This window comes from Methylocystis sp. IM3 (assembly GCF_038070105.1).
Lineage (GTDB): Bacteria > Pseudomonadota > Alphaproteobacteria > Rhizobiales > Beijerinckiaceae > Methylocystis.
The window spans coordinates 1,714,437-1,734,808 of record NZ_JBBPBZ010000002.1 but is presented as its reverse complement, the minus strand read 5'-3'; the positions used below and the strand labels follow the sequence as shown (position 1 = coordinate 1,734,808).

General features: G+C 65.5%; 16 protein-coding genes. 13 read left to right on the top strand and 3 right to left on the bottom strand.

The features are described 5' to 3' along the window. Window positions 1-524: 524 nt before the first annotated feature. From rnr to WOC76_RS10265, 6 genes are all read left to right on the top strand, one after another. The gene (gene rnr / locus WOC76_RS10290; protein WP_341431405.1) at window positions 525-2,807 is read left to right on the top strand and encodes a ribonuclease R; all 2,283 of its coding nucleotides are present in this window, start codon (window positions 525-527) and stop codon (window positions 2,805-2,807) included. Window positions 2,808-2,924: 117 nt separating this feature from the next. Next, the gene (gene rpmG / locus WOC76_RS10285) at window positions 2,925-3,092 is read left to right on the top strand and encodes a 50S ribosomal protein L33 (protein ID WP_165048134.1); all 168 of its coding nucleotides are present in this window, start codon (window positions 2,925-2,927) and stop codon (window positions 3,090-3,092) included. Window positions 3,093-3,623: 531 nt separating this feature from the next. Beyond that, the gene (locus WOC76_RS10280; protein ID WP_341107088.1) at window positions 3,624-4,028 is read left to right on the top strand and encodes a hypothetical protein; all 405 of its coding nucleotides are present in this window, start codon (window positions 3,624-3,626) and stop codon (window positions 4,026-4,028) included. A 2-nt stretch (window positions 4,029-4,030) separates the two neighbouring features. Next, window positions 4,031-4,777, top strand: a complete 747-nt coding sequence (locus tag WOC76_RS10275; protein WP_341108801.1) for a 3-deoxy-manno-octulosonate cytidylyltransferase — start codon at window positions 4,031-4,033, stop codon at window positions 4,775-4,777. Beyond that, window positions 4,774-5,637, top strand: a complete 864-nt coding sequence (locus WOC76_RS10270) for a prephenate dehydratase (protein ID WP_341107089.1) — start codon at window positions 4,774-4,776, stop codon at window positions 5,635-5,637. The genes WOC76_RS10275 and WOC76_RS10270 overlap by 4 nt, the downstream gene beginning before the upstream one ends. 15 nt (window positions 5,638-5,652) lie before the next feature. Continuing rightward, window positions 5,653-6,087, top strand: coding sequence for an HIT family protein (locus tag WOC76_RS10265; protein WP_341107090.1), 435 nt, complete (start codon window positions 5,653-5,655; stop codon window positions 6,085-6,087). A gap of 218 nt (window positions 6,088-6,305) precedes the next feature. Here the strand turns inward: WOC76_RS10265 and WOC76_RS10260 are convergent, their stop codons facing one another. Both WOC76_RS10260 and WOC76_RS10255 read right to left on the bottom strand, forming a co-directional pair. Then, window positions 6,306-7,781 (bottom strand): DEAD/DEAH box helicase, encoded by a 1,476-nt coding sequence (locus tag WOC76_RS10260; RefSeq protein WP_341107092.1) that lies wholly within the window; start codon window positions 7,779-7,781, stop codon window positions 6,306-6,308. Between the two features lie 276 nt (window positions 7,782-8,057). After that, window positions 8,058-8,390, bottom strand: coding sequence for a hypothetical protein (locus WOC76_RS10255; protein WP_341107095.1), 333 nt, complete (start codon window positions 8,388-8,390; stop codon window positions 8,058-8,060). A gap of 315 nt (window positions 8,391-8,705) precedes the next feature. Between WOC76_RS10255 and clpS the strand changes: the two genes are divergently transcribed. The 5 genes from clpS (at window position 8,706) to WOC76_RS10230 (ending at window position 14,104) form a co-directional block, all read left to right on the top strand. Then, a complete protein-coding gene (gene clpS / locus WOC76_RS10250; protein WP_341108802.1) occupies window positions 8,706-9,044 on the top strand; it encodes an ATP-dependent Clp protease adapter ClpS in 339 nt (112 codons plus the stop codon). Between the two features lie 13 nt (window positions 9,045-9,057). Then, window positions 9,058-11,499 (top strand): ATP-dependent Clp protease ATP-binding subunit ClpA, encoded by a 2,442-nt coding sequence (gene clpA / locus WOC76_RS10245; protein WP_341107096.1) that lies wholly within the window; start codon window positions 9,058-9,060, stop codon window positions 11,497-11,499. Between the two features lie 117 nt (window positions 11,500-11,616). Further along, a complete protein-coding gene (locus WOC76_RS10240) occupies window positions 11,617-12,207 on the top strand; it encodes a glycosyltransferase (RefSeq protein WP_341107098.1) in 591 nt (196 codons plus the stop codon). Then, window positions 12,147-12,779 (top strand): glycosyltransferase, encoded by a 633-nt coding sequence (locus WOC76_RS10235; RefSeq protein WP_341107099.1) that lies wholly within the window; start codon window positions 12,147-12,149, stop codon window positions 12,777-12,779. Before WOC76_RS10240 ends, WOC76_RS10235 begins: the two co-directional genes overlap by 61 nt. Next, on the top strand, window positions 12,776-14,104 hold the full coding sequence (locus WOC76_RS10230) for an O-antigen ligase family protein (protein ID WP_341107101.1): 1,329 nt from the start codon (window positions 12,776-12,778) through the stop codon (window positions 14,102-14,104). Before WOC76_RS10235 ends, WOC76_RS10230 begins: the two co-directional genes overlap by 4 nt. On the opposite strand, the gene uvrA is transcribed toward WOC76_RS10230, so the two are convergent. Continuing rightward, entirely contained in the window at window positions 13,989-16,997 is a 3,009-nt protein-coding gene (gene uvrA / locus WOC76_RS10225; protein WP_341107103.1) for an excinuclease ABC subunit UvrA, read from the bottom strand. The genes WOC76_RS10230 and uvrA overlap by 116 nt on opposite strands. A gap of 143 nt (window positions 16,998-17,140) precedes the next feature. Between uvrA and dctA the strand changes: the two genes are divergently transcribed. Continuing rightward, window positions 17,141-18,460, top strand: coding sequence for a C4-dicarboxylate transporter DctA (gene dctA / locus WOC76_RS10220; RefSeq protein WP_341107105.1), 1,320 nt, complete (start codon window positions 17,141-17,143; stop codon window positions 18,458-18,460). Window positions 18,461-18,638: 178 nt separating this feature from the next. Next, window positions 18,639-20,321, top strand: coding sequence for a hypothetical protein (locus tag WOC76_RS10215; RefSeq protein WP_341388234.1), 1,683 nt, complete (start codon window positions 18,639-18,641; stop codon window positions 20,319-20,321). Window positions 20,322-20,372: the final 51 nt, after the last annotated feature.

Genomic DNA, 20,372 nt, shown 5'->3' with positions numbered 1-20,372 from the left:
GCCCGGCCATGACGGGCGGGAGCGATCGGAGTCACCGGCGCGCGCCCACCCCTTTTCTGACGAATGGCGGCCGAAGCGCGACCGGCGAAGCAAGAAAACCGCCATCGGCAGAACCCACGACCCTCACCGCGCCATGCCCGCGCTCGTCGCAGGCATCCACGGGCCGCCACTCGTTCCCCGCCGCCCGGCGTTGGTGGCCGGGACAAGCCCGGCCATGACGGGCGGGAGCGATTGGAGTGACCGGCGCGCGTCCACCCCCATTTCTGACGAATGGCGGCCGAAGCGCGACCGGCGAAGCAAGAAAACCGCCGTCGGCAGAACCCACGACCCTCACCGCATCATGCCCGCGCTCGTCGCGGGCATCCACGGGCCGCCACTCGTCCCCCGCGGCCCGGCGTGGGTGGCCGGGACAGGCCCGGCCATGACAGGCGGGGGCGGCCATGGCGCAACGGCCGCTCACACCATATGTTGGAAGAAAGTTTTTTCACCGGTCCGGCCCCACCGCCGGGCGATAGAGTATGGCCTTGCCGACAAAAAAAGCACCGCAGCAACCCTCCCGCGACGACATCCTTGCCTTTATCGCCCGCGAGCGCGAAGCGGGCGGCCCCCGGAAAATTGGCGTCAGAGAAATCGCCCGGGCCTTCGGCCTCAAGGGCGATGACCGCGTCGCGCTCAAGCGCATGATTTCCTCGCTCGCCGACGAAGGCGCCATCGAGAAGCGCGGAAAGCGCGTCAACCGCAAGGGCGCCCTGCCCCCCGTGACGCTCGCCGACATCACCGGGCGCGACCCGGAGGGTGAGCTGATCGCCGTTCCGGTCGAATGGGATGAAGACGAGCTCGGCCCCGCGCCGCGCATTCTCATTCGCGCGCCGCGCCGCGCCAGGCCCGGCGAGCCCCTGCCCGGCGTCGGCGACCGCGCGCTCGTGCGCGCCGAACCTGATCCCGACGCCGGCCCGGACGAGCCGCGCTATCTCGGCCGCGTCGTCAAGCTCCTATCACGCGCGCGCCATCGCGTTCTTGGCGTGCTGCGCATCGAGCCCAATGGCAATGGCCGGATCGTGCCCATCGACAAGAAGCAGGCGGGCCGGGAGCTGATGGTCGTCGCCGCCGACATCGGAGAAGGGAAGGAAGGCGACCTGGTTTCCGTCGATCTCGTCGGCAAGACGCGATTCGGCGCGCCGCGCGCCCGTGTGCGTGAGACGCTCGGCTCCATCACCAACGAAAAGGCCGTGAGCCTCATCGCGCTGCGCGCCCACGACATCCCCGACGTGTTTCGCGCCGAGGCGGCGGCCGAAGCCGAGCGCGCCAAGCCCGCCACCCTGCACGGCCGCGAGGACTGGCGCGAGTTGCCGCTCGTGACCATCGACCCGCCGGACGCCAAGGATCACGACGACGCGGTGCACGCCGCGCCCGACCCTGCCCAGGACAATGACGGCGGCTTCATCCTCACCGTCGCCATCGCGGACGTGGCCTATTACGTGAAGCCCCGCTCACCGCTGGATAAAGACGCGCTGGAGCGGGGCAATTCGGTCTATTTCCCGGATCGCGTCGTGCCGATGCTGCCCGAGCGCATCTCCAATGATCTCTGCTCGCTGCGCGAGCAGGAGGACCGGCCGGCGCTGGCCGTGCGCATGCGCGTGACCGGCAAGGGCCGCAAGATCGGCCACAGTTTCCATCGCGTGATGATGCGCTCGCGCGCCAAGCTCTCCTATCAACAGGCGCAGGCGGCGATCGACGGCAGGCCCGACGAAAAGACGACGCCGCTGCTCGACGCGGTGCTGCGCCCGCTCTACGCCGCCCATGAGGCGCTACAGCATGCGCGCAATCTGCGCGCGCCGCTCGATCTCGATCTGCCCGAGCGCAAGATCCTCCTGAAGCCCGACGGCTCCTTCGATCGCGTCGTGATCCCGCCCCGGCTGGAGGCGCACAGGCTCATTGAGGAATTCATGATCCTCGCCAATGTGGCGGCCGCTGAAACGCTCGAAGAGCAGCGTCAGCAGCTCATCTATCGCGCGCATGACGAGCCCTCGAAAGAGAAAGTCACGGCGCTCGCGGAGTTTCTGCAGACGATCGGCGTCAAGCTCGCCAAGGGACAGGTGCTCAAGCCCGCCAATTTCAACGTGATTCTCGATCGCGTGAAGGGCATGGAGCATGAGAACATCGTCAATGAGATCATTCTGCGCACCCAGGCGCAGGCGGAATATACGCACGAGAATTACGGCCATTTCGGCCTGAACCTTCGTCGATACGCGCATTTCACCTCGCCGATTCGCCGCTATGCGGATCTCGTCGTGCATCGCGCGCTGATCCGCGCGTTGAGGCTCGGCGAGGGCGCCCTGCCCGACATGCCCGCGGGCGAGCTCGCCGAGACGGCCGCGCGCATCTCCGCCGCCGAGCGACGCGCCATGGCGGCCGAGCGCGAGACCGTGGACCGGCTGATCGCCCATCATCTCGCCGATCAGATCGGCGCGCGTTTCGGCGCGCGCATATCGGGCGTCACCAAATCCGGCCTGTTCGTGCGGCTCATTGAAACGGGCGCGGATGGATTCGTGCCGGCCGCGACGCTCGGTCGGGAATATTATTCCTATGACGAAGCGAGCCACTCACTGACGTCCCGCTCTGGCGTCAGCTACCGGCTTGCCGACATCGTCGACGTGCGACTCGTCGAGGCGGCGCCCATCGCCGGCGCACTGAGATTCGAGGTCGTCGGCGGGGGCGAGAAGCGGACGCCGCCATCCTCGGCGTTCGGAAAACGCGCCAAAGGCCCGAAAAAAGCTGAAAGAGCGCGGGTCAAGGGCCGACGTTAGCCATTCGCCTTGACATCCGGGCCGTCACACGTATGGTGCGCGCAAATTCGTCGCCCGCCGCGACCTACGTAGCGGCGGGGACGTTTTTCTGTTCTCAATCAGACTGGAACGAGCGCAATGGCCAAGTCCGCCATGATCAAGATCAAGCTCCTGTCCACGGCGGACACGGGCTATTTCTATGTCACCAAGAAGAACGCACGGACCAAGACCGAGAAGTTCGTCTTCAAGAAATACGACCCGGTTGTGCGCAAGCACGTTGAATTCAAGGAAACGAAGATCAAGTAAGGCGTTCCCAAGAGGTGGCGCGCGCCCGCGCCGCCGCACGCCTCAAATGCAGACCGTTCTCTTTGGTGTAGGGCGTTCTAGTTTTGCGCGGAAAACGCGAAAATCTACGGCTCCGCCTATTGCGGAGCTTTTCCTGTTATCTTAATAATTGATTGTGTTTCGTCTTCACGAATGAAGGCGGCCGACTGACAATGGCTTCAAGGAGGCCACTCCAACCATCATCAGCCGGCCAACCCCACGGACCCAGGAGATGCGGCGGACCTGAGCACTCCGTAGGGTATTCGAGTTCTTGCCATTACGCATCAAACGCTTGATTACGCCGTGGGCGCTTTTTCAGGCCCTTTGCGGCGCCGCCAGACACGCAACTCGCTTGGCGGAGACAAGTTACCCCGGCTGCACAAAATTGCAACTATCTGATATGTTTTTTCACAATAGGGCGATCGAAAAATCGAAACCCCGGCGACGCGCGAAATCTTTTCCGCTAAAAGCAAGAAAAATGCGCGCCCTCGCGCGCCGCTTCGGAGGAAATATATGTTCACTCGTCACCTTGGCCTGTTCATGGGATTCGCTGCGGCGATCGCGCTGGGCGGCTGCGCCGACCACCAGCCCGGCGACGCCACGGGCGCGAAAGTGTTGCGCAACATTCTCGAAAAGAACGGCGTTGACGCCAAGATCGTCTCCTTCAAGAAAGTGAACGCGCGTGAGGTCAAGCGCGACAACACCCAGGCGTTCGAGCTGATGTACGAGGCGGAAGTGCAGTTTCCGGAGGGCTTCGAGGCCAAGTGCCGCGATGAGCGCGAACGCGGAAAATGCGCCTTCCTCGGAATCGACGAGGACCGCACCTTCGCCAAGAGCGAAGTGCATACGAGCGAAGGCACGCTTCATTTCGTGAAGACCGAAAAAGGCTGGGTCGCCGAGGACAATAACGCCTATTGAGCATGCCGCCGCGCGCGCCGGTCATCCTCATCCCGGCGCGGCTCGGATCGACCCGGCTGCCGCGCAAGGCGCTCGCCGACATCGGCGGGCGCCCGATGATCGAGCTTGTCTGGTCTCGCGCCCGCGTGGCTGGCCTCGGCCCCGTCACTGTCGTGACGGATTCAGTCGAGATTGCTGACGTCATCCGCGCCGCAGGCGGAGCCGCCCTGCTCCAGCAGGGCGAGTTCCGCTGCGGCAGCGACCGCATCGCAGCCGCCCTCGCCAGGATTGATTCCGAGGGGCGTCATGACGCTGTGGTGAACCTCCAGGGCGATAATCCCTTTCTTCCGGATGACGCCCTGGCCGCGGCGCTCGCGCTACTCGACGAACCGACCGTCGACATCGGCACGCTCGCCGCGCCGGCTGCCGCTGAAGAGGCGGACGATCCCAACGCCGTGAAGCTTGTTGGAACGGAAATCGCGCCCCGTCGGCTGCGCGCACTCTATTTCACCCGCGCCCGTGCGCCCTGGGGCGAGGGTCCGCTTCTCAAACATGTCGGCGCCTACGCCTTTCGGCGCAGCCGCCTCGAGCGCTTCGCCGCCTTGCCGCCCTCCCCGCTCGAGCGACGGGAAAATCTCGAACAGCTTCGCGCTTTGGAGGCTGGAATGCGCATTGACGCGGCCGTGCTGGACAAAGCGAGCCCATCGGTAGATACCGGGCGCGACCTCGCGGCGCTGCGCGCCGCGGCGAGCCGGCAGGACATGCAGTGAACCAGTATATCGCCTATCAGGGAGAGCCCGGCGCCAACTCCGACTTTGTCTGCCGCCAGGCCTATCCGAACATGACGCCCCTCCCCTGCGCGAGTTTCGAGGACGCCTTTTCCGCCATCACGGAAGGCCGCGCGGCGCTCGGGATGATCCCGATCGAAAATTCGATCGCCGGCCGCGTCGCCGACATTCATCATTTTTTGCCGCGCTCAGGCCTGCACATCATCGGCGAACATTTTCTGCCGATTCATTTTCATCTGATGGCGCCGAAGGGCGCGACACGCGAAGGGCTGCGCTCGGTCTACAGCCACGTCCATGCGCTCGGGCAATGCCGCCGCGTGATCCGCGACCTCGGCCTCGTCGCGCATACGGCCGGCGACACGGCGGGCGCGGCGCGAGAAGTGGCTGAATGGAACGACCCGACCAAGGCCGCGCTCGCTCCCCGACTCGCCGCCGACATCTACGGCCTCGACATATTGGCCAGCAATGTCGAGGACGAGGCGCACAATACGACGCGCTTCATCGTCCTCTCGCGCACGAGCCAGTGGGCGCCCGCGGATTGCGGCCCCACCATGACGACCTTCATCTTCCACGTGCGCAACGTTCCGGCGGCGCTCTACAAGGCGCTCGGCGGCTTCGCCACGAACGGCGTTAACATGACCAAGCTCGAAAGCTACATGGTCGACGGCGAATTTGCCGCCACGCGCTTTCTTGCCGATGTAGACGGCCATCCGGAGCAGCCGCCGCTTGCGCGGGCGCTGGAGGAATTGCGATTCTTTTCGAGGGAAGTGGAAATTCTGGGCGTGTATCCGGCGGCGGAGTTCCGCGTCACGAATATCCGGGCCTTCGAATTCGAAGCCTAACAGGGGAAAGCCAAAATGTCCGCCGCCTACGATCCCAACAATATATTTGGAAAAATTCTGCGCGGCGAAATACCGGCGCACAAGGTCTATGAGGACGAGGTGGCGCTCGCTTTCATGGACATCATGCCCCGTGCGGAGGGGCATGTGCTGGTGATCCCCAAGGAGGACGCCCGCGGTCTTCTGGACGTTTCGTCTGCGACGCTCGGCGAGTTGATGAAGCGCGTCCAGCACGTCGCCCGAGGCTTGCAGAAGGCTTTCAAGGCGGACGGCCTGACGCTTCACCAGTTCAACGAGAGCGCCGGCGGCCAGGTGATCTACCACCTGCATTTTCATCTGCTGCCGCGCTGGGACGGCGTCGCCCTGCGCCCACCGGGAACCATGGCCGATAATGAAAGGCTCGCCGAGCAAGCGGCGAAGATCCGGGCGGCGATGACGCCGTTCGAGCGATAGGCCCTACCCGTATTCTCTGACGAATCGGCGTCGCGCGCACCCTGCTTCGAGACGCCTGTTACGCAGGCAAGCTCAGCACGGGCGATTCGCAGCCGACTGAAACGCCGGCCTCGCCCTCAGGGACGAGCAAAGCTCGCGCCTCGAAGGGCGATCCCGCGATTGCGGTTTTGCCGACCGCTCCAATCCGACCCCTGCTGACGCAAGGGTCGGATAGCCGCCTAATCTTCCGCGATCTTCGCAGGCCGCAGCGTCACCGGGCGCAGCAGGAAGGAAGGAATGTGGTCGCCCAGCCCGATGACCGGCGGGCCGTCGTCCTCATGGTGACGGCGGCTGCGGCGCTCCGTCGTGCGGGGACGCGCCGGCTCGCTCTCCGGGCGACGCGGCGCATGCGCGGGCCGCCCCATGGCGACAGGCCCTTCGGCCTCGACCCGTTCCACACGCTCGGCGCGTTCGACCCGCTCGCTCCTGCGGCTGCGCTCGCCACCCCGCTCGCGACGTCCGCCGCGCTCGCCGCGTGCGCCACGGCGGTGTTCGTTGGGCCGGGTGGTCTCCATCGGCGGCGGCAGGGCGTCGAAGCCGGGGCCTTCCCACTCGATCGGCTTGCCGATCAGGTTCTGGATCTGGTCCACATATTTGGCGTCGTCCTCGGTGACGATCGTCAGCGCCACCCCCGAACGACCGGCGCGGCCGGTGCGGCCGATGCGGTGGACATAGTCCTCGCTGTGCGTCGGCACGTCGAAATTGAAGACATGGCTCACGTCCGGAATGTCGAGGCCGCGCGCCGCCACATCGGAACAGACGAGAAGTGACACGTCGCCGTTCTTGAAGGCGTCCAGCGAGGCCATGCGGGCGAGCTGATCCATATCGCCATGGAGCGCGCCGGCCGGGAACCCGTGCTTGATCAGCGAACGGTGCAGAATCGCCACGTCACGCTTGCGATTGCAGAAGATGATCGCGTTCTTGAGATTTTCCGCGCCGCGGATGAGGCCGCGCAGCGTCTCGCGCTTGTCGGCGTGACCATGCGAGGCGACGAGCGCCTGGCGGATCGTCGAGGCCGTGGTCGAGGCGCGGGCGACCTCGACGCGAACCGGATTGTGCAGGAAGGCCTCGGTGAGGCGGGTGATCTCCGGCGGCATCGTCGCGGAGAAGAAGAGCGTCTGGCGGGTGAAGGGCACGAGCTTGCAGACGCGCTCGATGTCGGGAATGAAGCCCATGTCCAGCATGCGGTCGGCCTCGTCGATGACGAGAATCTCTATGCCGGTCAGAAGCAGTTTGCCGCGGTCGAAAAAGTCGAGCAGGCGTCCCGGCGTCGCGATCAGCACGTCCGCGCCGCGCATGATCTTGGCTTCCTGATCGCCGAAGGAGACGCCGCCGATCAGCAGCGCCACGTTCAGCCGCTGGTTGACGCCATATTTGGCGAAGCTCTCCTCCACCTGCGCCGCGAGCTCGCGAGTCGGTTCGAGGATGAGCGTGCGCGGCACGCGCGCCCGGGCGCGGCCTTGTTCGAGACGGCTGAGCATCGGCAATGTGAAGGCCGCCGTCTTGCCCGTTCCGGTCTGGGCGATGCCGAGAATGTCCCGGCCCTGGAGCGCCGGCGGAATGGCCTGCGCCTGGATGGGCGTCGGAGACGCGTAGCCGGCAGCCTGCACGGCCGCGAGCACCTTTTCCGACAGGCCCAATTCTTCGAATGTCATCAATTATCCTGGTTACGGCTTGCCTTGGCGGGAAGGCCGCTGCGCGCCAGCCGTTTGTAAAGCGCGCAAGATGTCAGGAGAGGAGGCGCCGTCATCGCCGCGAGGACGGACTGGCTCGCCTAACCGTCGCCGCAAAGAAGCGGGGGGCCAAAGCCACGCCGCATGCTTGGAGAACAAATGGGCTAATGTCAATAAAAATACGAGCCCCGGGGGCGGTTTTTCCGGAAGTTTTCTTGCGCCCTTCCCCCCGAATGCGGCCCGCAGCCCCGCGAAAAATCACTTCCCAGACTTGCCGCCCCCCTTCTCCTCGCCACAGGGCGACACGGGCGCGGGCGCCCGGCGCGGGATCGTCGCCGTGACAACCCCGTCGATCCCCACGCTGCCAAGGATGGTTCGGAGCCGCGGCGAGTGTTCCGCCTTCCGCAGGACATCGGAAATGGCGTCGTCATGCGCTGCGGCCGTGAACTCGCCGCTCTCGACCATGCGCGACAGAACCTTGGCCGCGAGCAGGCTGCAAAGGAAAACGGCGGCCGAGAGGGCGGCGACGCTCCACACATTGCCGGACCCGTCAGGGCGCGGCCGACGGTCTTTCTGTTCGAAACCGGACATTCTCGAAACCTTGCAAGCCACCCTCTTTTCTGGGCGAATATCGTAAATATCTGGTTCATGGCTAGAATGCCGCGCCCGCCCGCTCCTTGCCTCTTGCCAAGGCGGCCTCGAAGCAGAAGACTACGCGGGCGTTCGGCCGGGGCTCTTTGGGTCCCGCCGGCTGCGGCAAAGAAATTGCTCCATGCGCCCGTGAAAGAGCTTTTCGCGGGAACTACATGGAAAGGACCGAAGGGCGAGACGGACGTGCCGGCGTTGATATCCATCAAATCCCAGCAAGCGTTTTCGCAGCAGGGCCACGACCCGGCGGGCGTTCCCATGCGCGCCGGCAAGGAACCGAAGAAAGGCGGCGACGGCCAGGGTACCGGAACCGCGCTCGTCACGCGCACCCGCCAGCAGACCCGCCGGCCAAACATGTACCGCGTTTTGTTGCTGAACGACGATTACACCACGCAGGAATTCGTCGTGATCGTTCTACGCAAGTATTTCAACAAGTCTGTCGAGGAAGCAACGCGCATCATGCTGCATGTCCACAATCATGGCGTCGGCGAATGTGGCGTTTACACGTACGAAGTCGCCGAAACCAAGGTCACCCAGGTGATGGATTTCGCAAGGAAGCACCAGCATCCCTTGCAATGCATCATGGAGAAGAAATAGGGGCTCGCAGCGAATGCCGACGTTCTCGCGCAATCTCAAACAGACTCTGGACCGGGCCCTCGCCTCCGCGCGCGAGCGTCACCACGAATACGCCACGCTCGAACATTTGCTGCTCAGCCTGATCGAGGACGCCGACGCCTCTGCCGTGCTGCGCGCCTGTTCGGTCGACCTCGACCTTCTGGCCAAGAACCTGCGCGACTACATCGACCGCGAACTCGACAACCTCGTCAATGACGACGCGGACGAGTGCAAGCCGACCGCCGGCTTCCAGCGCGTGGTCCAGCGCGCCATCATCAGCGTGCAGTCCTCGGGGCGCGAGGACGTGAGCGGCGCCAATGTTCTCGTCGCGCTCTTCGCGGAGCGGGAGAGCCACGCCGTCTATTTCCTGCAGGAGCAGGACATGACGCGCTACGACGCCGTCAATTACATCAGCCACGGGATCGCGAAGCGGCCGGGTCTCTCCGATCAGACGCGCTCGCCGCGCGGCGTCGAGGAAGACGGCGACCGCGCCGAAGGGCGGGAAGGCCGCGACGGCGACAGCCGCAAGAAGGAAGGCGCGCTCGAGGCCTATTGCGTCAATCTCAACAAGAAGGCGCGCGACGGCCGCATCGATCCGCTGATCGGCCGCGAGGCCGAGGTGCTGCGCACCATTCAGGTGCTCTGCCGCCGCCACAAGAACAACCCGCTGCTCGTCGGCGATCCGGGCGTCGGCAAGACGGCCATCGCCGAGGGTCTCGCCCGCAAGATCACTCAGGGCGAGGTGCCCGACGTGCTCGCCGGCGCGACAGTGTTCGCGCTCGACATGGGCTCCCTGCTCGCCGGCACCCGTTATCGCGGCGACTTCGAGGAGCGGCTGAAACAGGTCGTAAAGGAGATCGAGAACCACAAGAACGCGATCCTCTTCATCGACGAGATCCATACGGTGATCGGCGCCGGCGCGACCTCGGGGGGCGCCATGGACGCCTCCAACCTGCTCAAGCCCGCGCTCGCCCAGGGCGTGCTGCGCTGCATCGGCTCGACCACCTACAAGGAGTATCGGCAGTATTTCGAGAAGGACCGAGCGCTCGTGCGCCGCTTCCAGAAGATCGACGTGAACGAGCCGTCGATCCCGGACGCGGTGGAGATCATCAAGGGGCTGAAGCCTTATTTCGAAGAGTTCCACAAGATCCGCTACACGAATGACGCGCTGAAGGCGGCGGTGGAGCTTTCGGCCCGGTACATCCACGACCGCAAACTGCCGGACAAGGCGATCGACGTGATCGACGAGACCGGCGCGGCGCAAATGCTGCTCACCGAGAACAAGCGCAAGAAGACCATCGGCATCAAGGAGATCGAGGCGACGATCGCGACCATGGCGCGCGTCCCGCCCAAGACCGTCTCCAAGGATGACGCGGAGGTGCTCGCGCATCTCGACGAGACGCTGCGGCGCGTGGTCTATGGGCAGGAGAAGGCAATTGCCGCGCTCACCTCGGCGATCAAGCTCGCCCGCGCGGGCCTGCGCGATCAGGAAAAGCCGATCGGCTGCTATCTCTTCTCCGGCCCCACGGGCGTCGGCAAGACCGAGGCCGCCCGTCAGCTCGCCACGTCGCTCGGCATCGAGCTCGTCCGCTTCGACATGTCCGAATATATGGAGCGACATACGGTCAGCCGGCTGATCGGCGCGCCGCCCGGCTATGTCGGCTTCGATCAGGGCGGCCTGCTCACTGACGCCATCGACCAGCATCCGCATTGCGTGCTGCTGCTCGACGAGATCGAGAAGGCGCATCCCGATCTCTACAACATCCTGCTCCAGGTGATGGACCACGGGAAGCTCACCGACCACAACGGCAAGACGATCGATTTCCGCAACGTCATCCTGATCATGACGACGAATGCGGGCGCGCAGGATCTCGCCCGCACGCCGATCGGCTTCACCCGCACCCGCGCCGACCTCGACGACAGCGAGGCGATCAATCGCCTGTTCGCGCCGGAGTTCCGCAACCGCCTCGACGCGATTGTGCCCTTCGGCCATCTGCCGGTCGACGTCATCAAACGCGTGGTCGACAAGTTCATCATGCAGCTCGAGGCCCAGCTCGCGGACCGCAACGTCACCATCGAGCTGACAGACGAGGCGCGCGGCTGGCTGGTCGAACACGGCTATGACGAGGCGATGGGCGCGCGGCCGATGTCCCGCGTTATCCATCAGGCGATCAAGACCCCGCTCGCCGACGAGGTGCTTTTCGGCCGTCTCAAGAACGGTGGGGCGGTGCGCGTCGTTGTGGTGGGCGACGACAAGGGCGAGAAGAAGCTCGGCTTCGTCTTCCCCGAGGGGCCGGTCCTGCCGCGTCCCGAGCGCGACATCATAGAGGCGGGCAAGAAGCGCGCGGCCGCCGATGAGGCCGAGCCCGCGAGTGAAGAACCCGGCGCCCCGGACGCGCCCGAAGCGGACGCCAATCCGGCTTCCATGCGCAACTGAGGCCCGTCGAAGCTCATGATCGCGAGAGCGGCGCGCGCCAGGCGAGCGCCGCTCATTCATTTTTAGCCCATCGGCGTTATTCGTCTCGAGCTTGACAGTAAAGCCGAGGGGACACTATTGCCGCACGCCGCCGAGAGCACAGACTCGCCGCTGCGCATCCTGCATGTGCTCCGCGCGCCGGTCGGCGGTCTGTTTCGCCACGTGCAGGACCTCACCCGCGAGCAGATCGCGCGCGGTCACGCGGTTGGGATCATCGCGGACTCGCTGACCGGCGGAGACATCGCCGAAGCGAAACTGGCCGCCCTGCGCCCGCATCTTGCGCTTGGCCTTCTACGCCTGCCGATTCACCGGCTTCCCCACCCCTCGGACGTTCCGGCGGCGATCGCAATCAACAAACGCATTGCGGAGCTGCGGCCGGATGTGGTGCACGGCCACGGCTCGAAGGGCGGCGTTCATGCGCGGCTCTCTGGCCGCTTTTCGGGCGCGAAACGTCCGGTCCGCGTATACACGCCGCACGGCGGCAGTCTGAATTACGAACCCGGCTCGCTGCGCCATCGACTCTTCATGAAGATCGAAGCGCTGCTAGCTACGCGCACCGACGCATTCTTTTCGAAAGCGCCTTCATCGCGGACCGTTTCGAGCGTTTCGTGGGCAAGCCGAAAGGTTTCGCGCGCGTCGTTCTCAACGGAATTTCGACGGCGGAGTTGACGCCCGTCGAAACCCGAACCGGTGCGGCGGATTTGCTCTATGTCGGAGAGCTCCGTGACGCCAAGGGCGTCGATACGCTGATCGACGCCGTCGCCCTCCTCGCGCGCAGGGGCGTAACGCCGAGCGTCTTGATCGTCGGCGACGGCCCAGATCGCGCGCTGCTGGAGGCGCGGGCTAGAGGCGCGGGCGTCGGCGCCCAGATTGCCTTCGGCAAGCCTTGCCGCGCGCGCGACGCCTTCGCGCTCGGCAAGGCGATGGTCGTGCCGAGCCGCTTCGAGTCCCTGCCCTATGTCGTCCTCGAAGCGGCGGGCGCGCGCGTTCCGCTCGTCGCGACGAATGTCGGCGGCATGGCGGAAATCTTCGGCCCGCAGGCGGACCGGCTCATTGCGGCGCATGATCCCGCGCGGCTCGCGGACGCGCTGCAAGGCCTGCTCGCGGAAACGCCGGACGCGCGCGCCAGACAGGCGCAGGCGCTCGCCGATCATGTGGCGTCGCGCTTCTCACTGCCGAGAATGGCCGACGAAATTCTCGACAGCTATTACGACGCCCTTCTGTCGAGGCGACGCCCATGAAAGCGCCCGCCATCCCGGAAGCGCGGCGCGTCTTCCACTATCAGCGTCTGGTCGATGCAGTCGTCTTCATTTTCATCGCCTGTGGAGCGATCGCCGTCATCGAGCCTTCGCCCTATGATCTCGCCTCGCTCATCGCCCTGCCGCTCTGGTTTCTGGGCGGATTCACGATCAGCGCGAGCCTTCTGATCTTCGCCTTTCTGATTGTCGCCTTCAATATCATGGGATTTCTGGCGCTCGTTCCCTACTGGGACAATGCCGACTCCGCGCTCTACCAGTATCAATCCGCCTATCTGGTTCTCACAGGGTTGTTCTACGCGCTGTTCATGGGTGATCGCACCACGCACCGCGTCGAGCTGTGCCTCAGGGCCTATCTCGTCGGCGCGCTGATCGCGGCCGTTGCGGGCATTCTCGGATATGCGGGCGTCGCGGGACTTGGCGAGGACGTCTTTCTTCACGCCGGCCGCGCCTCGGGCACCTTCAAGGACCCGAATGTGCTCGGCTCGTTTCTCGTGCTGCCGATCGTCTATCTCGCGCACAGCCTCCTGATCGGTCGCGCGCGAAGCGCGTTGCTTGCCGGGGCGATGCTTATCGTCGTCTTCCTCGGCATGTTCCTGAGCTTCTCACGCGGAAGCTACGCCGCGACGCTCGTCGCCGTCGCGCTGATGAGCGCCGCGGTCTTCGCCGCCTCGCAAGACGCCGGGGCGAGACGGCGCATCGTCTTCGTCGCGGTCGGCGCCCTCGCCGCCATCGGTCTTCTCGTCGCCGCGCTGCTCTCCGTGCCGGAGACGCGCGAATTCTTCGCGCAGCGAACGGCCGCGGCGCAGGAATACGACGTCGGCGAGACGGGACGCTTCGGCAATCAACTCCGCTCGATCCCCATGCTGCTCGATCGCTTCATGGGATTCGGCCCCTTGCGCTTCCGGCTGGTCTTCGATCTGGAGCCGCATAATTCCTATGTCGGCGCCTTCGCCAACAATGGCTGGATCGGCGGCTTTCTGTTTCTCCTGCTCGTCGCCATTACCGTGTGGGTCGGCCTGCGGCTGATGTTTTCACCGTCCCCCGCCCAACCGCATGCGCAAGTGATCGCGCCGGCCCTCATCGCGCTTTTTCTGCAAGGCTTCCAGATCGACATCGACCATTGGCGCTTCGTGTTCTTCATGCTTGGCGCGGTGTGGGGACTGGAGGCGCAGCGGCGGCGAAGCGAAACGCTCAATCGACCTTCGCCGCCCGGCGCGCGGGCTTCTTTTCCTTCTCTGCCGATGGCAAGGGACGGCGCGCCATCGCCTCGGCGAGATAGCGCCCGGTGTGGCTGCGCTTCTCCTTGACGATCTCGGCGGGCGGCCCGGCCGCGACGATCTCGCCGCCGCCGTCGCCGCCTTCCGGTCCCATGTCGATGATCCAGTCGGCAGTCTTGATGACTTCGAGATTGTGCTCGATCACGACCACCGTATTGCCCTGCTCCACGAGCTCGTGCAGCACTTCGAGAAGCTTGGCGACATCGTGGAAATGCAGGCCCGTCGTCGGCTCGTCGAGGATGTAGAGCGTTCGCCCCGTGGAGCGGCGCGACAGCTCCTTGGAGAGCTTGACGCGCTGCGCCTCGCCGCCCGAGAGCGTCGTGGCCTGCTGGCCGACATGGATGTAATCGAGGCCGACGCGCTTCAGCGTCTCCATCTTGTCGCGGATCGACGGCACGGCCTTGAACAGGTTGGAGGCCTCCTCCACCGTCATGTCGAGCACGTCGGCGATGGATTTCTCGCGATATTTCACTTCCAGCGTCTCGCGGTCGTAACGCTTGCCCTTGCATACGTCGCAGGTGACGTAAACATCCGGGAGGAAGTGCATCTCTATCTTGATGACGCCGTCGCCCTGGCAGGCCTCGCATCGGCCGCCCTTCACATTGAAGGAGAAGCGCCCCGGCGCATAGCCGCGCGCCTTCGCCTCGGGGAGGGCCGCGAACCATTCGCGGATCGGCGTGAAGGCGCCCGTGTAGGTCGCAGGATTCGAGCGCGGCGTGCGGCCGATCGGCGACTGGTCGATGTCAATGATCTTGTCGATGTGCTCGAGTCCCTCGAGCCTGTCGAAAGGCGCAGGAACTTCATGGGCGTTGTTGAGGCGCCGCGCGACCGCCTTGTAGAGCGTCTCGATCACGAGCGTCGATTTGCCGCCACCCGAAACGCCCGTCACCGCGGTAAAGCAGCCGAGCGGAATTTCCGCGTTCACATCCTTGAGATTGTTGCCGCGCGCGCCGAACAGCTTGAGCCAGCGGCCCGGCGTCGGCTTTCTCAGCTTGTGGCGCAGCACGACCTGCTTTTCGCCGGTGAGATACTGCCCGGTGAGCGAGGCCGGATTGGCCATGATCTCCTGCGGCGTGCCCTGCGCGACGATCTTGCCGCCATGAATGCCGGCGCCGGGGCCGACATCCACGACATAGTCGGCGGCGAGGATTGCGTCTTCGTCATGCTCCACGACGATGACGCTGTTGCCGAGATTGCGCAGGCGGCGCAGCGTGTCGAGCAGCCTGTCGTTGTCGCGCTGATGCAGGCCGATTGACGGCTCGTCGAGCACATAGAGCACGCCCGTAAGACCTGAACCGATCTGCGAGGCGAGCCGGATGCGCTGGCTCTCGCCGCCCGAGAGCGTGCCGGAATTGCGCGAGAGCGTCAGATAATCGAGGCCGACATCGACGAGGAAGGTCAGGCGCTCGCGGATTTCCTTGAGGATGCGATAGGCGATCTCGTTACGCTTCTTGTCGAGCTGATCCGGCAGTTTCGTGAACCACTCCAGCGCCGCGCGCACGGAGAGTTCCGACACCTCGCCGATGTGCTTGGCCGCGATCTTCACCGCGAGCGCCTCGGGCTTCAGGCGGAAGCCCTCGCAGGCGAGGCACGGCGTCGCGGACATGAAGCGCCCGATCTCCTCGCGCGCCCATTCGCTGTCCGTTTCCTTGTATCGCCGCTCCAGATTGATGACGACGCCCTCGAAGGGCTTCTTCACGTCATAGGCGCGGAAGCTGTCGTCATAGGAGAAACGGATTTCCTCGCTTCCGGAGCCGAAGAGGATCACGTTCTGCGCCTTCTTCGGCAGCTCCTCCCAGGGCGTGTCGAGCCGGAACTTGTAATGTTTGCCGAGCGCCTCGAGCGTCTGCATGTAGTAGGGCGAAGAGGATTTCGCCCAAGGCGCGATGGCGCCCTTGCGCAAAGTCGTCTTCGGATTGGGTACGACGAGATCGGCGTCGATCTTCTGCTCGCAGCCGATGCCGCCGCAGACCGGACAGGCGCCGAAGGGATTGTTGAAGGAGAAGAGTCGCGGCTCGATTTCGGGGATGGTGAAGCCCGAAACCGGACAGGCGAACTTCGACGAGAAGACAATATGGCCCGGCGCGTAATGCGTCGAGACATTGGCGGCCTTCTCGCGCTCCGCCTCGACGGGCGGCGCGCCGGCGAATTCCACGACGGCGAGACCGCCCGACAAATCCAGCGCCGTCTCGAAACTGTCGGCGAGGCGCGAGGCGATGTCCTTGCGCACCACGATGCGATCCACGACGACGTCAATGTCGTGCTTGAGTTTCTTGTCGAGCGGCGGAACGTCGGCGATCTCGTAATATGCGCCGTCGATCTTCAACCGCTGGAAACCGCGCCGCGTGAACTCGGCGACTTCCTTCTTGTATTCGCCCTTGCGGCCGCGCACGACGGGCGCCAGCAGATAGAGGCGTGAGCCTTCGGGCAGCGCGAGCACGCGGTCGACCATCTGCGAGACGGTCTGGCTCTCGATCGGCAGCCCCGTCGCCGGCGAGTACGGCACGCCGACGCGCGCCCAGAGCAGGCGCATGTAATCGTGGATTTCCGTCACCGTGCCGACGGTCGAGCGCGGGTTTTTCGAAGTCGTCTTCTGTTCGATGGAGATGGCCGGAGACAGCCCGTCGATCTGATCGACGTCGGGCTTCTGCATCATCTCCAGAAACTGCCGCGCATAGGCGGAAAGCGACTCCACATAGCGGCGCTGGCCTTCGGCGTAGATGGTGTCGAAGGCGAGCGACGACTTGCCCGAGCCCGAGAGGCCCGTGAAGACGACGAATTTGTCGCGCGGGATGGTGAGGTCGACATTCTTGAGATTGTGCTCGCGCGCGCCGCGGATCGAAATGGTCTTGTCGCTGACCCTCCGGGCGTCGTCCAACGCCTTCTCCACCGCCGCCGCGGCCTGCTTCTTGCTGCTGGCCATGTCGTGAGAACTTGCATGATGGCGCCGGCGTCCGCGCCGGCTTCTTTAGGGTACTGTATAGCCCCGCGCGGCAGGGCGCCGCAAATCCGGCCGCCAAATTCCACCCGTTGCCCGCCGCGCCCGGCCGCTTTATCAGCGACCCCATGACCCCCGTGACGAACGCCCCGACCAGACAGCCTCTCCACCGCCTGCTCTATGTGCAGGTGCTCGCGGCGATCGCATTGGGCGCCTTGTTCGGCTGGCTCGCGCCACATGTGGCGGCGGCCGATTGGGTCAAGGCCCTGGGCGACGGCTTCGTGAAGCTCATCAAGATGGCGATCGCGCCCATCATCTTCTGCACGGTGGTCTCGGGGGTTTCCCACATCGAGGACGCGCGAAAAGTCGGCCGGGTGGGCGTCAAGGCGCTCGTTTACTTCGAGGTGGTCTCCACCTTCGCGCTCGCCGTCGGCCTGCTGGTTGGCAATCTGCTGAAGCCCGGCGGCGATTTCGCCGGCAAGGCGGACGCGACGGCCATTGCCAAATATACGGAGGCCGCCGCCAAGCGCAGCGGAGTCGATTTTCTCCTCGACATCATCCCCGACAGCGCGCTCGGCGCCTTCGCCAAGGGCGATATTCTCCAGGTGCTGCTGTTTTCGCTGCTGTTCGGCTTCGCCCTGCTGTCGCTCGGCGAAAAGGGCCGGCCCATGCGGCAATGGGTGGACGAGGCCGGCCACGCCATGTTCGCCCTCATCAATATCGTGATGAAGGCCGCCCCCATCGGCGCCTTCGGGGCCATGGCCTATACGGTGGGGAAATATGGCTCCGCCGCGTTGCTTTCGCTCGGCGGCCTCGTCGGCGCGTTTTACCTGACCTCGGCGCTTTTCGTCCTCGTCGTGCTCGGGGCCATCGCGGCGGCGACGGGCTTCAGCATCCTGCGCTATCTCGTCTTTCTCAAGGACGAGCTGCTGATCGTGCTCGGCACCTCCTCCTCCGAAAGCGCCCTCCCCGCGCTGATGGAAAAGCTGCAAAGGCTCGGCTGTTCGAAGTCGGTCGTCGGGCTCGTGGTGCCGACGGGATACTCGTTCAACCTCGACGGCACCAACATCTATATGACGCTCACGACCCTCTTCATCGCGCGCGCCATGGGCTCGGAGCTGGATCTCGCCCATCAGGCGACGATCCTCGTCGTCGCGATGCTGACCTCGAAGGGCGCAAGCGGGGTCTCCGGAGCCGGTTTCGTCACGCTGGCGGCGACGCTCACCGCCGTCGATCCGGCGCTGGCGCCGGGCATGTCATTCGTGCTCGGCGTCGACAAATTCATGAGCGAATGCCGCGCGCTCACCAATTTCATCGGCAATGGCGTCGCGACGATCGTGATCGCCGCCTGGGAGGGGGAGCTCGACCGCGAGAAGCTTCGGGCCGCCCTCTCCGGCCCCGCCATCGAGGCGACTGCGCCGGTGGAAAGCCCCGCGCCCGCCGACTGAAGCTTAGCTTCTGACTTGACCTCGTCGTTTTCCCCGCGTTTTGCGCCCTTGGAGAACCTTTGTTAGGCTCCGCCAGAAATTCAGCTCACGAAAGCGTTTGCGCATGGCGGTCCATCGGCGGAAGAAGCGCGGAAAGCGCCGCCCCGCCCACAAACAAAAACAAACCGGGAGACGCGTAATGGAGGAAACCCTCGTCAGCGAATGGACGCCGGCCGCCTATCGCGCGCGAGAGGAACGGCGGCGTCTCGCTGAGCGCAGCATCCGGGCCGAGTCGGCCGAGGACGCTGAAATCCTTCTCAGCGACTGGACGCTTCCGGCCTATCACGCGCGCGAGATGAAGCGTCGAACGCTCGACGCCGGACGCCCCTCGCCAGCTCCCGCCTCGCAATCCATACTCGAAAGCGACTGGACGCTCCCCGCGTTCAGTCGGCGCGAAGAGCAAAGGCGCCTCGCCGAGCGGGATGAGATTACGACCCGCGCGATTCACGCCGACCTCGACATCCTGCTCAGCGAGTGGACTCTGCCGGCCTATCACGCGCGCGATGCCGAGCGACGCAGACGGGAGCGCCCTGCCCCGCTTGCCTCTGTCCCTGCGCCTGCGCGCGGCGTGGCGGAAAGCGAATGGACGCCCGCCGCCTACAAGCGGCGCGAGGAGCGCCGGCGCCTGCTGGAAAAGGCCAGGATAGAAGCGGCCGCCGCCCCGCACGCCGCCGTTCAGCTCAGCGACTGGACCTTGCCGGCCTATCAGGCGCGGGAGGCTGAACGGCGCAAGCGAGTTCAGCTGGAGCCGGCCGCCGCATCCGCGCCGGCGGCCCAGCCTGTCGAAGCATCTTCGCAGCCAATCCTCCTCAGCGACTGGACGCTCGAAGCATACAGGCTGCGGGAAGAAAAAAGACGCGCCTCGGAACCGCCGCCACGGCCCGAAAAGCAAGCCGCCCCTCTGACGGCCGCCATCGCTCCGGGTTCGTCGGAAAGAGCGGTCGTCCCCTTCCATCCCCCTGGGGCGCCAGTTGCCCGGCCCCCAGAAATTCGGCTCGACATCAGGCCCTCCAGAGAGCTCGCGGCGAACCGCCCCGCACCGGGGCGAAAAACCTTCCCGCTGCGGCGCCTGGCCATGGGCGTCGGCGCCCTCTGCGCGCTTCTCGCCGGCATGTTTTTCCTGCGTGCGCCCTTTGCGCCGAGCCCGCCACCAAAATCCACAGCCAAGAAAGAAGCCCCGCGCAAAGTCGCGCCATCCACGGCCGCATTCCCTCAGCGGGCCACGCAACCGGCTCCGGCGAAGGTTGCTCCCGCCGAGCCGCCGCCAGAAGCGAGCTCAGCCGAAGCGGCCGGCGCCGCCGCGCCGCCGCCGCCGCGGAAAATTCCGGAGCCCCCGGCGCCCGCCACGACTCCGCCGCCGCCCGCGCCTCTTCCGGTAAAAGCGCCGCCCACCGCAACCCAGGATGTTGCCCCGCCGCCGGTCCCACCCTCCGCCGGTCCGCCGGACGTCCAGAAAGCGGTCGAGACGCCGCCGCCAGCGAGTTCGGGCAATGTCGCCAACCCGGCGACAGCCGCCAGAGCGCCCGTCACGGGAAGCAAAGTTGAAACCGCCCCGCCAGTGGGCTCAGGCGAGACGGCCGCGCCAAAGACGCCCGAAGCGAAGACAGTTGCGCCCCAGGCCAGGCCGGCCGCTCCCGAAGTCAAGCCGTCCGCTCCCGAAGTCAAGCCGGCGGCGGCCGAAGTCAAGCCGGCGGCGAAGCCGAAGGCGGGTGCGGCCGAGAAGAAGCCCAGACCTGCGCGAAGCGAATCACGCCCGGCGCCCGGCCTGCTCGACCGGCTGGTAAACGCCGTCAGGAAATGGGGACAGAACCTGACGCGCTGATCTCTCTCATACGCCGATCAGGTGGCGCGTCGCGCGGCGGTTCGCGCCGCA